Origin of the sequence: Streptomyces sp. NPDC058195, assembly GCF_042883525.1 — a bacterium.
Lineage (GTDB): Bacteria > Actinomycetota > Actinomycetes > Streptomycetales > Streptomycetaceae > Streptomyces.
The window spans coordinates 1-15,523 of the sequence record NZ_JBHVVM010000041.1; the positions used below are offsets into that span (position 1 = coordinate 1).

The window sequence follows — 15,523 nt, forward strand, 5'->3', positions numbered from 1 at the left end:
GGCACGGGAACTCCGTGCCTGCGCCGCTTGCCGTCTCGCCCCGACAGCTCGTTCACCCGCGCCAACTCGGCGTTCTCCCTGCGCGGTTGCCTCACGATCGCCGAGCGGGGAAGCTGCGGACGGAAGGCTGATCCAAGCCGCGCACCCCCACGGCCCCCCTCCCGCGCACCAGGACCCCGCGGTCCTGGCCCCGCCCGCCCCTCACCCATGCGCCGACCCGGGCCACTGGACAGGCACCGCCCACGTCCACAGCGCACCACGCGGACGGCGCGGGCCGCACACGCGCCCCGGTGACGCCGACACCGCACCCGCGAGGGCGACAGAACGGTGCACGCACTCCTCGCCGCAGAGACCAACGATCAGGAGACTGGCGCATGACCGACATCGACCTGACCAGCCTCACGCCGGAACAGAAGCGCGCGCTGCTGGCAGAGCGGCTGCGGAGGAAGAACAGCGACCGCACGCAGCCACCCGAGCGCCGGTTCGCCGCGTCGTTCCCCCAGCAGCGCATGTGGTTCCTGGACCAGCTCAACCCGGGCAGCGCCGCCTACAACATCCCCGCCGCGGTACGCGTCCACGGCCCGCTCGACCTGGAGACCTGGCGCCGCAGCCTCGCCGAGATCGTCCGCAGGCACGAGTCGCTGCGCACCACGTTCGAGGAGACCGACGGCGAGCCCGTCCAGGTCGTGCACACGAGCGGCGAGCTGGAACTGACCATCGAGGAATGCGCCCACCTGCGCGGCCCCCAGGGCGAGGACGGCGTCAGGGAGCTGGCCCGCCGGGAGTTCGCCCGCCCCTTCGACCTGGGCACCGGCCCACTGATGCGGATGAAGTTCCTCCGCCTGGCCCCCGACGAGCACATCCTGCTGCTCACCATGCACCACATCGTCGCCGACCTCTGGTCGACCTCGGTGCTCTTCGGCGAGCTCGTCACCCTCTACCAGGGCTACCTCACCGGCACCACCGCCCCCCTGCCGAACCTCTCCGTCCAGTACGCCGACTACGCGGCCTGGCAGCGCAAACAGCTGGCCGGCCCCGGCTTCGCAACCGAACTGGAGTACTGGAAGAAGGCGCTCGACGGCGCCGCACCCATCCTCGAACTGCCCACCGACCGGCCCCGCCCCGCGGTACTCGGCACCGCCGGCGCCTCCCGGCCCTTCCAGCTGCCCGCCTCCGTGATGGACGGGATACGCGAACTCAGCCGCCGCACCGGCGCCACCCCGTTCATGACCCTGCTCGCCGCCTACGTCGCCCTGCTGCACCGCTACAGCAGGCAGGAGGACGTCGTCGTCGGCGTACCCGTCGCCAACCGCGGACAGGCCCAGGTCGAGCAGCTCATCGGCTACTTCGTCAACACCCTCGCCCTCCGCAACGACGTGTCCGGCAACCCCACCTTCACCGAACTCCTCGGCCGGGTACGCGGCGCGGCCCTCGGCGCCTTCGCCCACCAGGAGGTCCCGTTCGAACGACTGGTGGAGGAGCTGCGCCCGGAACGCGACCTGTCGCGCTCACCGGTCTTCCAGGTGTCGTTCGTCTACCAGAACATCCCCGTACCGGACTTCGGCGTCGGCGGCCTGCGCCTGGAACTGATGGACGTGGCCAGCACCACCGCACGGTTCGACCTCGAACTCCAGGTGTTCGAGCAGGGCGACGAGCTCAGCGGCTACTTCGAGTACAACACCGAGCTCTTCGACGACGCCACGATCGACCGCATGGGCGGCCACCTGAAGGTGCTCCTCGACAACGTGCTCGCCGACCCCGACCAGCCGATCCTGGAGATCGCCCTGCTCACCGGGGACGAACAGCGCGCCCAGCTCAAGGAGCGGGCGGACACCCGCCACGAATGGCCCGACCGGCTGCTGACCCACCAGCGCATCGAGGAGCAGGCCGTACTGCGGCCCGGGAAGGAGGCCGTGCACTGCCAGGGCGAGGCCCTCACGTACGCACAGCTCGACACCTCCGCCAACCAGCTCGCCCACCGGCTGCGCACCCTGGGCGTCGGACGCGACACCATGGTCGGCGTCTGCCTGGAACGGTCCCTCGACATGGTCGTCGCGGTACTGGCCGTGCTGAAGGCGGGCGGCGCCTACGTACCGGTCGATCCGAAACTGCCCGCGGACCGCATGGCCTTCATGATCGAGGACGCCGAACTGCCCGTCCTGATCACCCAGAGCTCGGTCCTGCCGGACCTGCCGGCCTCCAAGGCCACCGCACTGTGCGTGGACGAGCTGCGCGACGAACTCGCCACCGAACCCACCGATCCCCTCGGCCTCCCCGTCCAGGACACCGACCTCGCCTACGTGATCTACACCTCCGGGTCCACCGGACGCCCCAAGGGCGTCCAGCTGCCGCACCGGGCCCTGCGCAACCTCTTCCGGGCGATGAAGCAGTGGCCGGGCATCGACGCCGACGACAGCCTGATCGCGGTCACCACCCTCTCCTTCGACATCGCCACCCTCGAACTCCTGCTGCCGCTCGTCGAGGGCGCCCGCGTCGTCCTGGCCACCCGTGACGTGGCCACCGACGGCAAGCGGCTGGCCGAGGAGATGGCCGCCACCGGCGCGACGATGATGCAGGCGACCCCGTCCACCTGGCGGATGCTGCTCGACGCCGGCTGGCCCGGCCGCCCGGGACTGCGCGGACTCATATGCGGCGAGGCACTCCCGCCCGACCTGGCCCGCCGCCTCCTGGCCAAGGGCGTCGACCTGTGGAACATGTACGGACCGAGCGAGACCACCATCTACTCGCTCGGCACCCGCATCACCGACGACACCATCACCATCGGCCGCCCCATCGCCAACACCGAGATCCACATCCTCGACCCCGAGGGCCGCCCCACACCCCCCGGCGTCCCCGGCGAACTGTGCATCGGCGGCAGCGGACTGGCCCGCGGCTACATCAACCGCCCCGAACTCACGGCACAGCAGTTCGTCACCAACCCCTTCACCTCCGGCCTCGCCGACCGCCTGTACCGCACCGGCGACCTGGTACGGCGCAGGGTCGACGGCACCATCGACTACCTCGGCAGGCTCGACCACCAGGTCAAACTGCGCGGCTACCGGATCGAGCTCGGCGAGATCGAGTCCGTGCTCATGCGCCAGGAACAGGTCAAGGACACCGTCGTCGTGGTCCGCGAGGACCAGCCCGGCGACCAGCGCCTCGCCGCCTACGTCGTGCCCGCGCACCAGGACACCGCACCCGACGAACTGCGCCGCACCCTGCGCACCGCGCTCACCGAGAAACTGCCCGACTACATGGTCCCCTCCGCGTTCGTACTCCTCGACGCGCTGCCGCTCACCCCCAGCGGCAAGACCGACCGCGGCGCCCTGCCCGCCCCCGAAGGCCAGGAGACCCGCACCACAGCCCTCTACGTCGCACCCCGCGACGCCGAGGAAGAAGCCCTGTGCACCCTGTACGCCCAGGTCCTGGACGTACCCCAGGTCGGCATCGACGACGGCTTCTTCGCACTCGGCGGACACTCACTGCTCGCCACCCGGCTCGTCGCCAGGATCCGCGCCGCCCTCGGCGCCGAGGTACCGGTACGTGCCCTGTTCGAGAAGCAGACCGTGGCCGAACTGGCCGAACTGCTGCGCCGCGACGGCGGCGACACCCGCCCCGCACTGACCCCGGCACCCCGGCCCGACCCGCTGCCGCTCTCCTTCGCCCAGCGCAGGCTGTGGTTCCTGCACCAGATGGAAGGCCCCTCACCCACCTACAACCTCCCCGTGGTGCTGCGCCTGACCGGCACACTCGACGTGGACAGCCTGCGGGCCGCCCTCGGCGACGTCGTCGCCCGCCACGAAGCCCTGCGCACCGTCTTCCCGGACACCGGCGCGGTGGCCTGCCAGCAGATCCTCGACCCCGCACAGGCCCGCCCGGCCCTGCCGGTCACCGAGGTCACCCCGGCCGCCCTGGACGAGGCGGTGACCGGCGCGGTGCGCCACGCCTTCGACCTGACCCGCGAGATTCCGCTGCACGCCGAGCTGTTCACGGCCGGCAAGGACACCCACGTACTCGTCGTCGTCGTCCACCACATCGCGGCCGACGGATGGTCCCTGGAACCCCTGCGCCAGGACCTGGCCCTCGCCTACCGGGCCCGCCTGGCCGGCCACGCGCCCGCGTGGGAACCCCTGCCCGTCCAGTACGCCGACTACGCCCTGTGGCAACGCCGCCTCCTCGGCGACCAGGACGACGCCGAAAGCACCTGGTCCCGCCAGCTCGCCTACTGGCGCGGCGCGCTGGAGGGCCTGCCGGAGCGGATCGCGCTGCCGGTCGACCGTCCCCACCCGGCCGAGGCCTCCCACGACGGCGACACCCTCACCTTCCAGTGGGACGCGGAACTGCACGAAGGACTGGCCCGGCTGGCCCGCAGCTGCGACGTCAGCATGTTCATGCTTCTCAACGCGGCCCTCGCGGCCCTGCTCAGCCGCCTCGGCGGCGGCCAGGACATCCCCATCGGCGTGGCCACCGCAGGCCGCGACGACCAGGCCACCGAGAACCTGATCGGCTTCTTCGCCAACACCCTGGTCCTGCGTACGGAGATCTCCCCGCGGCAGACCTTCCGCGAACTGCTCGCCACCGTCCGCGAACGCACCCTCGACGCGCTCGCGCACCGCGACATCCCCTTCGAATCCCTCGTGGACAGCCTGCGCCCGGCCCGGTCCATGTCCCACCACCCGCTCGTCCAGGTCATGCTGTCCTGGCAGAGCGTCTCCCGCGAGACCCTGGAACTGCCCGGCATCGAAGCGACCCCGGTGGCGCGCGCCACCGGCACGGCACGCATGGACCTGGTCCTCCTGCTGCACGAACGCCTCGCCGAGGACGGCACCCCGGCCGGCATCGACGGCGGATTCGAGTACAACGCCGACGTCTTCGACCCGGAGACCGTCCGCACCATGCTGCGCAGACTGCGCCAGGTCGTCCTCGCGATGATCACCGACCCGGACCGGCCCGTCGACGGCCTCGACCTGCTCACCCCGGCCGAGCGCCACCGCGTGCTGGAGGAATGGAACGGCGCCGGCGCCGCGGAGATCACCGCCACCCTCCCCGAACTGTTCGAGGCCCAGGCCAGCCGCACCCCGGACGCCGTCGCGGTCAGCTGCGGTGACGAACGGCTGACCTACCGTGAACTGTCCCAGGCCGCCGACCGGCTCGCCGGGCGGCTGCGCACCCTCGGCATCGGCACCGACGGAGCCGAGGACGCGGTCTGCCTGCTGATGGAGCGTTCGGTACGCGTCCCCGTCGCGATCCTGGCCGTCCTCAAGGCCGGAGGCGTGTACGTACCGCTCGACCCCCGCTACCCCGCGTCCCGGATGCGGCTGATCATGACCGAGACCCGCGCGGACGTGCTCCTCGTGGACGGCGACGGCCCCGGACACCCCACCGTCGACGGACTGCGTGTGCTCGACGTGTCCGCCGGACCCGACGCCACCGGCCGCACCCCGGCGCCACCGGCCCCCGCCCGCCTTCCGTACCCGGGCGGCCCGGACCGGATGGCGTACATCATGTTCACCTCCGGCTCCACCGGACGCCCCAAGGGCGTCGCGGTCACCCACCGCAACGTGGCGAGCCTCGCCGCCGACCACGCGTGGCGCGGCGACCGCCACACCCGCGTCCTGATGCACGCCCCGACCGCATTCGACGCCTCCACGTACGAGATGTGGGTACCGCTGCTGACCGGCGGCGCGATCGTCGTCGCACCGGCCGGCGAACTCGACCCGGACGTACTGACCCGCACCATCCGCGACCACCACGTCACCTCGGCGTTCTTCACCGCGGCCCTCTTCAACCTGCTGGTCGAGCACGACCCCGCGGCCCTCTCCGGGATGCGCGAGGTGATGGCCGGCGGCGAGGCACTGTCCCCCTCCGCCGTCGCCAGGGCACTGACCGCCTGGCCCGAAACCGTACTCACCAACGGATACGGGCCGACCGAGACCACCACGTTCGCCGTCCTGCACAGCACCCGGGAAGTGCCCGGCACCACCGTGCCGATCGGCACCCCGATGGACGACACCCGCGCCTACATCCTCGACGAACAGCTCCGCCCCGTCCCGGTCTCGGTCCCCGGCGAGCTCTACCTCGCCGGAGCCGGACTGGCCCGCGGCTACGCGGGCCGCCCCGGCCTGACCGCCCAGCGCTTCGTCGCCTGCCCCTACGGCACACCCGGCGAACGCATGTACCGCACCGGAGACCTCGCCCGTCGGCGCGCCGACGGCCGGATCGAATACCTCGGCCGCACCGACGACCAGGTCAAGATCCGCGGCTTCCGCATCGAACCCGGAGAGATCGAGAACACCCTCAACACCCACCCCGCCGTCGCGGACGCCGCCGTACTCGTCCACGACAAACCCTCCGGCGGCAAGGACCTCGTCGGCTACGTCGTCCTCGCCGACGGCGCGACGGCCGACCCCGCCGAACTGCGCGCCTTCGTGGCCGAACGGCTGCCGCAGTACATGGTGCCCGTTGCCGTGATGCCGCTCGACGCGTTCCCGATGACCGCCAACGGCAAACTCGACCGGCGCGCCCTGCCCGCACCCGAACGAGGCGCGGCCACCGGATCGCGGCCAGCCAGCACCCCGGCCGAACGCACCCTGGCCACCGTGTTCGCCGAGATCCTCAAACTGCCCGAAGTCGGAGCCGAGGACGGCTTCTTCGACCTGGGCGGCGACAGCATCCAGGCCACCCAGCTGGTCTCCCAGTCCCGCACCGCCGGTCTCGTGTTCACCGTCCGCGACGTATTCACCCACCAGACGGTCGCGGGCATCGCCCAGGCGGCACGGCAGGCCGACGAGGACACCACGGCCACGGTCACCGACACCGGCACCGGCGAGATCCCGCCCCTGCCCGTCCTCGAACGCCAGCGCCACCTCGGCGGACCGGCAACCGGCTTCGACCTGTCCGCGACCGTCGGACTGCCCACCGGCATCGACGAAACCCGCCTGACCGCGGCACTCCAGGCAGTCGTCGACCACCACGACGCCCTGCGCACCAGGCTCCTGACCGGACCTGACGGATCATGGTCCCTGTACGCCGGCGAACCCGGCACCGTCCGGATCGAAGACCTCCTGCGCCGCGTCGACATCAGCGGCCTCGGCACCACCGCCGCACAGACCCTGATCACCCGGGAGACAGCCGCCGCGAAACGACGGCTCGACCCGGCCGAGGGCGCCATGCTGCGACCGGTGTGGTTCGACGCCGGCCCCGGCCGGCCGGGACGCCTGCTGCTCGCCGTCCACCACTTCGCCGTCGACGGGGTGTCATGGCGGATCCTGCTCACCGACCTCTCCACCGCCTGGGACGCGGTCGCCGCGGGCCGCGAACCGATGCTCACCCCCGTCGCCACCTCCCTGCGCGGCTGGGCCGAGCGCACGGCCACCGGCGACGCCCTCACCCGCCACCGCACCGAACTCCCCGTATGGCGCGACGTCCTGCGCGACGCCGAACCACTGGTGACCGGCACACTGGACCCCGCCCGCGACACCACCGGCACAGAAGGACGCCTGACGGTGACCCTCTCCGCCGAGGACACCGCCCCCCTGGTCGGACAGGTCCCCGCGGTGTTCCGCTGCGGCATCCAGGACGTCCTGCTCACCGCCTTCGGACTGGCCATGGCACACCGGCGCGCCCACCGCGGCGGCGCGACGACCCTGGACGTGGAGAGCCACGGCCGTCACGAACACCTCGCCGACGGAGTCGACCTCTCCCGCACCGTGGGCTGGTTCACCAGCGTGTACCCCGTGCGCCTCGACACCGCACTGCCCTGGGACCGGGTCACCGCGGAAGGCCCCGAACTCGCCGCCGCCGTCACCCGCACCGCGAGCCGACTGCGCGCACTGCCCGGCAACGGCCTCGGCTACGGCGTCCTGCGCCACCTCGACCCGCTCAGCGCGCCCCGGCTCACCGAACTCCCCGCACCCCAGGTGCTGTTCAACTACCTCGGCCGGGTGCCCGTCACCGAGCAGGAACGGCCCTGGCTGCCCCTGCGCGACGCAACCGCACCCGGCACCGCTGGCGACCCCCGGCCGCTGTCCCACCCCCTGGAGGTCAACGCGGTCACCCAGGACGGACCCGACGGGCCCCGCCTGGTCGCCAGCTGGAGCTGGGCACCCGCCCTGCTCGGCGAGGACGACGTACGCGAAATCGCCGACGCCTGGTTCGAGGCACTGCGCGCCGTCACCCGCTGCGCCACCGCCATCGACAACGGCACCGTCGAGCTGGCCCACGACGAGCACGCCGTCGCCGCCGAAGCCGCTGACGCCGCCGACCTGCTGAACGCCCCGATCCCCAGGGCCGACCGCACCGACGGCACCGGCCTCTCCTTCGGACAGCTGGAGTTCCTCCTCCAGCCCGTCGGCCCCAACCACGCACACCACGCCGTCATCACCGCGTTCCGCCTCCACGGCACCCTCGACACCACCGCACTGCGGCGCGGCCTGGACGACCTGGTACGCCGCCACGACATCCTGCGCACCCGCTACGTCCAGCGCGGCTCCGCGACCGTGCAGTTCGCCGACGGACGGCCCCAGTGGCCCCTCGAAACCGTCGACCTGCGCGGACACGGGGAACAGGCCCAGCGCGAACGGCTGCACGACCTGCTCACCACGGAGACCAAACGCTCCTTCCGCATCGAGGACGGCAACCTGGTCCGCGGCCTGCTCGTCCAGCTCTCCGCGGACGAGCACGCCCTGGTCCTCGTCGCCCACCACATCCTCGTCGACCACTGGGGCTTCCTCGTCGTCTTCGACGAACTGTCCGAGCTGTACGCGGCCCACACCGCGGGACGCCGCCCGCAACTCCCCGACGTGGCGGTCCAGCACCTCGACTACGCGGCCTGGGAACAGGGAATGCTGGCCGGCGGCGCCCTCGACGAACACATCGCCCACTGGCGCACCGAACTCGACGGCGCGGCACGCACCCTCGACTTCGAGGCCCCCGCACACCAGCTCGCCGACTACATCGAAGGCTTCAGCCACAGCGTCGTGGTCGACGCCGACACCATGGCAGCGGTCAAGGAAGCCGCACGCCGCGAGGGCGTGACCCTCTTCATGATCCTCATGTCGGCGTTCCACGTACTGCTGCACACCTACTCGGGCGCGACCGACATCGCGGTCAGCCACCCCCTGGCCGGCCGCGAGCGGCCGGAGACCGAATCGATGGTCGGCCCGTTCATCAACATCATCCTCAACCGCTCGCGGATGGCGGACGACCCCACGTTCCACGAGCTGGTCCAGCGGGTCCTCCAGGGCGAACTCGACGCCTACTCCCACCAGAACGTCCCCGTCCGCGCACTCGTGCACGACGGAGTGGTCGGAGACGGCAACCACCTGCCCATGCGGGTGATGCTCAACCTGCTCGGCGTGCCGACCAAGTCGCTCACCCTCGAAGGGGTCGACGTGACACCACTGGACGTACGCGTCGGCGATGTGACACCGCTGCCCGAACTCATCACCGCGATCGAGCCGCACAACCTCGACCTCTACCTGGTGGCCCGCGACGTCGAGGGCGAACTGCACGGCCTGTGGGTGTACGACCCCGACTACCTCGCCCCGGCGGTCATGGGCGCACTGGTCCACCACTGGCCACGAGTCCTCCGGCTTGCCGCGGAGAACCCCCGGATGACGGTCTCGCAGCTGCGCGACCTGGTCCGGTCCGAGCCCGGCCGCCCCACCGGCACCGGACACGGCCACTGAGCGCCCCGGCCCACCCCACCCACCCACCGGATCAGCCGTCGGCCCGGCGACGGCGGAGGACAGGAACGATGACCGAAACCATCAACGCCATCGCCAACGGACTGCCGACGCTGCGGGAACGCCCCCTCGATCCGCCGGACATCCTCCGCGCCCAGGACCCGATCAGCCGGATGACCTTCCCCGACGGATACGAGGGCTGGCTCGTCACCGGCTACCGCCAGGGACGGCAGATCCTGTCCGACAAGCGCTTCAGCTCGGCCGCCACGCACAAGCACCTCGCCTTCCCCTCCGACCGCCCCTCCGACCTGGAGGCGGAGATCCCCGGGCTCTTCGAGCACATGGACCCGCCGGACCACACCCGCTTCCGGCGGCGCCTGGCCGGCCAGTTCACCCTGCGCCGCATGCGCCTGCTCGGCGAGCGGATCGAGCAGATCACCAACGAGTACGCCGAAGCCATGGCACGCAAGGGCCCGCCCGCCGACCTGGTCGCCGACTACGCGGTGCCCGTCTCCTCACAGGTGATCTGCGAACTGCTCGGCGTCCCGGTCGCCGACCGCGACCGGTTCGTCAGCGACTCGGAGGACCTGCTCCGCCTGGACATCGAACCCCACGAGGCCCAGGCCTCACTGAAGGACCTGGTCGAACTCACCGGCGAACTGCTCCTGCGCAAGAGGTCCGCCCCGGAGGACGACGTCCTCAGCGTCCTGGTGACCGCGGACGACATCAGCTTCGACGAATCGGTCGGCGCCACCCTGCTCCTCCTGGTCGCCGGACACGAGACCACCGCGAACATGCTCTCCCTCGGCACCTACGCACTGCTCAACAACCCCGGCCAGATGGCCCTGCTGCGTGCCGACGAGTCGCTCGCCGACAAGGCCGTCGAGGAACTGCTGCGTCTGCTCACCATCGTGCACGTGGGCGTGCAGCGCACCCCCACCGAGGACGTCGAGATCGACGGAGTGACCCTGCGCAAGGGGGAGACCGTGCTGATCCACCTGCCCAGCGCGAACCGCGACCCCGGACAGTTCCCCGACCCCGGCCGCCTCGACATCACCCGGGGCACCCACAGCCACCTCACCTTCAGCCACGGCATCCACCAGTGCCTCGGGCAGCAGCTGGCCCGCCTGGAACTGCGCATCGGCTACACCGCACTGCTGCGCCGCTTCCCGGACCTGAGCCTCGCCGCCGCCCCGGACGAGATCCCCATGCGCTCCGACATGGCCGTCTACGGCGTGCACCGGCTCCCCGTGACGTGGTGAGCGGTGGCGGCGACGACAAGGAGACAATGATGACGAACCCGTTCGACGACCCTGACGGCAGCTACCACGTCCTGGTCAACCAGGAGAAGCAGTACAGCATCTGGCCGAGCGGCATCAGCGTTCCGGAAGGCTGGTCCCCGGCCTTCGGACCGGACACCCGGGACGCCTGCGTCGACTACGTCGGATCCTGCTGGAACGACATCCGCCCGGCCTCCCTGCGGGCCACCCCGTGACGACCGCGACGACGGCGAAGGTCCCCCTGCGCAGCCCCCAGTTCTGCAGGGTCGTCGCCGCGGAGTTCACCTCCTCCGTCGGCACCCAGATGACGACGCTCGCGCTGCCCTGGTTCGTGCTGATGACCAGCGGCTCACCGGCACGCATGGGACTGGTCTTCCTCATCCAGATCCTGCCGGTGCCGCTGCTGAGCATGCCCGCGGGCATGGTCGTGGCCCGCTGGGGGGCCCGCCGCGTCACGATCGTGGGCGACCTGTGCAGCGCGGCGCTCACCGCGGCCGTTCCCGCGCTGTACCTCGCGGGCCTGCTGCCGTTCTGGGCGCTGCTGGTGATCGTGGCCCTGATCGGCTGTGTCGCCTCGGTCTACCTGTCCGCCCAGCGCATGCTGCTGATCGAGACCATCGGTTCCGACGAAGGCGTCGTCACCGCGGGCAACGCCCTGTTCGAGACGGCGACATCGACGGCCCGGCTGATCGGCCCGGCGGTCGCCGGCTTCCTGATCGCCCAGTTCGGCGCCCTCAACGTGCTGTGGATCGACGCGGCCACCTTCGCGCTCTCCGCCGCACTGCTGACCAGACTGCCCCGCCACGACCTGCCCCCGGAGGCACCGTCGGCCAGCAACATGGCGGAGGGCGTGCGCTACCTGTTCCGGGATCCGGTGCTTCGCACCATGTCGCTCGCCGCACTCGGGTACGGCGCGCTCATGCCGGTCGTCATGATCGCGCTGCCCGTCCTGGCCCGGAGCCGCTACCACGCCGACCCGCATGTGGCCGGCTGGCTGCTGGCCGCATGGGGCGGCGGAACCGCGCTGGGCACCCTCGCGGTCGCCTGGTTCGCCCGCCGGTTCCCGCCCCTGTGGCTGGCCGCGGCGGGCGGCATGGGCGCCGCGGCCGGCCTGTGGCTGCTGCCCTGGAACCAGCCGGTCACCACACTGGCCCTCACGGTGGCGGCCAGCTGCATGTTCCTGCCCGGGGTGACCGCACCCGCCGTGACGCTGATGATGCTGCGGCCGCCCGAGCACCTGCGCCCGCACGTGGTCCCGGTCTTCGGCGCCGCCGTCTTCATCACGAGCCCGATCGCCTACGGCGTGGCGGGCCTGCTCTTCGAACACCTCTCGGTCAGCACGGTCCTCACAGCGGTGGCCGTGGGAGCGAGCCTGTGCGGGCTCGTACTGCTGAACCTGGCGCGCCACCGGGCCCGGACCTGAACGGCGGGGTTGGAGACGAGAAAGCCCGGAGACGAGAAAGCCCGGAAACGAGGAAGCCCGGAAGCTGGAACTCCAGCTCCCGGGCTTTGCTCATCCCTGCCCCGCCGAACCCGGCAAGGCCCGGCGGGAACTCCCTGCCGCCCGCCGGTTGGCCGACCGGCGGGCGGCAGGGAGTTCCCGCCGCGCCGGTCAGCTGACCGGCGCGGGTGCCTTGCGGCCGTCGAGCAGGGTGTCCTGCGTGAAGTCGGAGGGCGCCTTCAGGATCGAGTGCTGGAGCCGGCGCAGCGGCGCGCTGGGCTCCAGCCCCAGGTTGCGCACCAGCGTGCCGCGCAGCCGCTGGTAGACGTGCAGCGCCTCGCCGCCGCGTCCCGAGCGGTACAGCGCCAGCATGAACTGGCTGTGCAGGCTCTCGTGCATGGTGTGCCGCTCGACCAGGACGGTGAGCTCCGGGAGCAGTTCGCGGTGGCGGCCCAGGCACAGGTCCGCCTCGATGCGCTGGTCGAGGGCGCACAGCCGGGACTCCTCCAGCCTCCGTGTCTCCACGTCGAGATGGCTTCCCGCGTTCACATCCGCCAGCGCGGGCCCCTGCCACAGCGAGAGTGCCTCGCGCAGCATGCGGGCCGCGCCCGCGTAGTCGTCGGTGTCCATGGCCCGGTAGCCCTTGGTGCTCAGGTACTCGAAATCATGGAAGTCGAGCGAGCCGTCGCCCACCTCTAACCGGTAGCCGCCCGGCAGGGTCACCAGCACGTCCTTGCCCGACCGGGCGTCCGGCTCCGCTGTGCCGCCGGTCAGGGCGGGGCCGATCAGCTCCCGCAGCTGCAGGATGTAGGTCTGAAGCGTCGCGCGCGCGCTGCGCGGCGGCTGGGTGCCCCAGAGCTCCTCGGCGAGAACGTGCGGGGACACGACGCGGCCTGCGTTCAGGGCGAGGAGGGCCAGGATCTGACGAGGTTTGGGGGCGGTCGGCACCACCGGAACACCGTTCAGCCGCGCCGAGAACCCGCCGAGCACTTCAATGTCCATGTCTCTCTCCAGATCCGCGCAGACCCTCTCGGTCTGCTTTACCAGGCGTGCCGCCGGGTTCGGGAACCGACACGATGCCACCGAATAAAAACAGCATAGTCGGTTTCTTAAGGCGGGCCAAGGGGTTCTGGAGCGGGTTACGGCAGGAAAACTCCCACGGATTCAGCCCCGTTCGAGGCAAGCTCAGTTCGGAAACCGCAAAAACAGCACAACCGGTACGTTGTGGGTGCCGACCGTGCGACGCCCGGGGAAACCGGCGTCGAACGATGGCGTTCACCGCGTCGGCGGCCACGTGCCGAGCACGGCATCCGCAGGGGGGATCGCCGGACCACCGCCTCCGCACCCTGAAGATCCTCGTCCCCGGACTTCCGCGGCACGTGGCCGTCAGGGCGTACCGTCACGGCCTTCCCGTCCGGCCGGGGGAGGCCGGCTGGCGGCGCGGGCGCCGCGCGGCACCAGCGCGCGCAACGGATCCAGCCCCGGGGCCAGTTGCGCGGGGTGCCCGCCGGGCTGCCCGCCGGCCGTCTCCCGCTGCGTCCCGGCGACGCGGGAGACGCCCCGCGCACCCCGTACGCCCCGGTTCAGCGGTGTGCGGCATCCCGGCGGGCCCCGCCCGCGGCCAGAACCTCAGCGTGCCGGAGCGGCACGGCTGCTGCCCCTTTCGGCCCGTCCGAGCCGTTCACCCGGAAACGGCCCGCGCCGGTCCGGTGGCCGCAGCGGATGCTCCGCCGGGAACAGCCCTGCCGCACGGCCGCCGGCCGCACCCCGGCGCGATCACCGCCCGTCCGCCGGGCCGAGCAGGACCGGGATCTCGCGGAACCCGTTGGTGATGAAGGACGGGGTCGGCTCCAGCTCCTGGGCCGGCCGCGCGAGCCGCATCCCGGGAAAACGCGCGAACAGGGCGGGCAGCGCCACTGCGGCCTCCAGCCGCGCCAGCGACGCTCCCGGGCAGTGGTGCACCCCGTGACCGAAGGCGATGTGGTCGCGCGGGGCCGGGCGCATCACGTCGAACTCCGCCGCGTCCGGCCCGTGCTGCTCCGGATCGAGCCCCGCTGCGGCGAAGGAGATCAGCACCGGCTCACCCCGGCCGATGACGACGCCCTCACCGAGGTCGATGTCCTCCACCGCGAACCGCAGGGGCACGAACCCCGCGGGGCCGCGCGCCCGGAGCGTCTCCTCGATCACGTCGTCCCAACCGGCGGAGCCCGCCTGAACCTGAGCCAACTGCCCTGGAGATGAAAGGAGTTCGACGACAGCGTTGCCCAGGAGGTTGACCGTCGTCTCGTGGCCCGCACCGATCATCAGCAGCAGTGTGTCGACGAGCTCCTGCTCGGTCAGCCGCGTGCCGTCGCTGTCCCGCGTCCACACGAGAGCGGAGGTGAGGTCGTCGGCCGGTGCCAGACGCTTGGCCGCCACCAGGTCGGCCAGCACCTGGTGCAGGCTGAGCTGTGCGGCCCGGACCTCCCCGGCCGTGGCGGACGTGCGGAACGACTCGCTGAGTCCGTGCCGCAGCACGGGACGGTCGGCGCTGGAGACACCGAACAGTTCGCAGATCACCTGGATGGGCAGTTCGAGCGCGAAGTGCGTGACGAGATCGACGGGCTCACCGCCGGGCCGCCGGTCCAGCGACTCCAGGAGCCCCGTGGTGTACTCCACCACCCGCGGCCGCAGGGCCTCGCTGCGCCGGTGGGTGAAGGCGCCCGCGATCAGGCGGCGCAGCCTGCTGTGCTCCGCACCGTAGGCGGAGAGCATGTTCCTGGCGGTGATCCAGTGGATGAGCGGCCACTCCTCACCGACACCGCCCTGCTTCAGGGCCGGCCAGTGCTGGGCGGCGTCCTTCGAGACGGCCGGATCGCTCAGCAGGCGCTTGGCCGTGGCGTGCCGGGTGACGGCCCAGGCCATCACGCCGCCGGGCAGCAGCACACGGGAGGCCGGGCCGTCCCGCCGTAACCGGGCCGCTTCTCCGGCGAGATCACTGCCCGTCAGGTCTATCGCGTACGGGCAGACCGAGGTAGCCATGGTGCACTCCGTCCTATGGGGTGACATGCTGCCGTGAACCCGGCCCTGTACGGCCGTCGTGCGGTGGAACCTTCGATCCGCGCAGCCGCGCCGGA

6 protein-coding genes are annotated in these 15,523 nt (G+C 71.7%); 4 read left to right on the forward strand and 2 right to left on the reverse strand.

Annotated elements, in window-relative coordinates; genetic code table 11:
- Positions 1-374 precede the first annotated feature (374 nt).
- From ACFVWY_RS33015 to ACFVWY_RS33030, 4 genes are all read left to right on the forward strand, one after another.
- Complete coding sequence (locus ACFVWY_RS33015; RefSeq protein WP_389878601.1) at positions 375-9,689, forward strand: amino acid adenylation domain-containing protein; 9,315 nt, start codon at positions 375-377, stop codon at positions 9,687-9,689.
- 68 nt (positions 9,690-9,757) lie between these two features.
- On the forward strand, positions 9,758-10,948 hold the full coding sequence (locus ACFVWY_RS33020; RefSeq protein ID WP_389878602.1) for a cytochrome P450: 1,191 nt from the start codon (positions 9,758-9,760) through the stop codon (positions 10,946-10,948).
- 29 nt (positions 10,949-10,977) lie between these two features.
- A complete protein-coding gene (locus tag ACFVWY_RS33025; RefSeq protein WP_389878603.1) occupies positions 10,978-11,181 on the forward strand; it encodes an MbtH family protein in 204 nt (67 codons plus the stop codon).
- Positions 11,178-12,389, forward strand: a complete 1,212-nt coding sequence (locus ACFVWY_RS33030; RefSeq protein WP_389878604.1) for an MFS transporter — start codon at positions 11,178-11,180, stop codon at positions 12,387-12,389. The genes ACFVWY_RS33025 and ACFVWY_RS33030 overlap by 4 nt, the downstream gene beginning before the upstream one ends.
- A 189-nt stretch (positions 12,390-12,578) precedes the next feature.
- On the opposite strand, the gene ACFVWY_RS33035 is transcribed toward ACFVWY_RS33030, so the two are convergent.
- Positions 12,579-13,409, reverse strand: coding sequence for a BTAD domain-containing putative transcriptional regulator (locus tag ACFVWY_RS33035; RefSeq protein WP_389878605.1), 831 nt, complete (start codon positions 13,407-13,409; stop codon positions 12,579-12,581).
- 774 nt (positions 13,410-14,183) lie between these two features.
- Positions 14,184-15,428, reverse strand: a complete 1,245-nt coding sequence (locus ACFVWY_RS33040) for a cytochrome P450 (RefSeq protein WP_389878606.1) — start codon at positions 15,426-15,428, stop codon at positions 14,184-14,186.
- Positions 15,429-15,523 lie beyond the last annotated feature (95 nt).

Coding starts and splice junctions, on each gene's coding strand:
- ACFVWY_RS33040 (WP_389878606.1), bottom strand. CDS start 15,428: ATGGCTACCTCGGTCTGCCCGTACGCGATAGACCTGACGGGCAGTGAT.
- ACFVWY_RS33035 (WP_389878605.1), bottom strand. CDS start 13,409: ATGGACATTGAAGTGCTCGGCGGGTTCTCGGCGCGGCTGAACGGTGTT.
- ACFVWY_RS33015 (WP_389878601.1), top strand. CDS start 375: ATGACCGACATCGACCTGACCAGCCTCACGCCGGAACAGAAGCGCGCG.
- ACFVWY_RS33025 (WP_389878603.1), top strand. CDS start 10,978: ATGACGAACCCGTTCGACGACCCTGACGGCAGCTACCACGTCCTGGTC.
- ACFVWY_RS33020 (WP_389878602.1), top strand. CDS start 9,758: ATGACCGAAACCATCAACGCCATCGCCAACGGACTGCCGACGCTGCGG.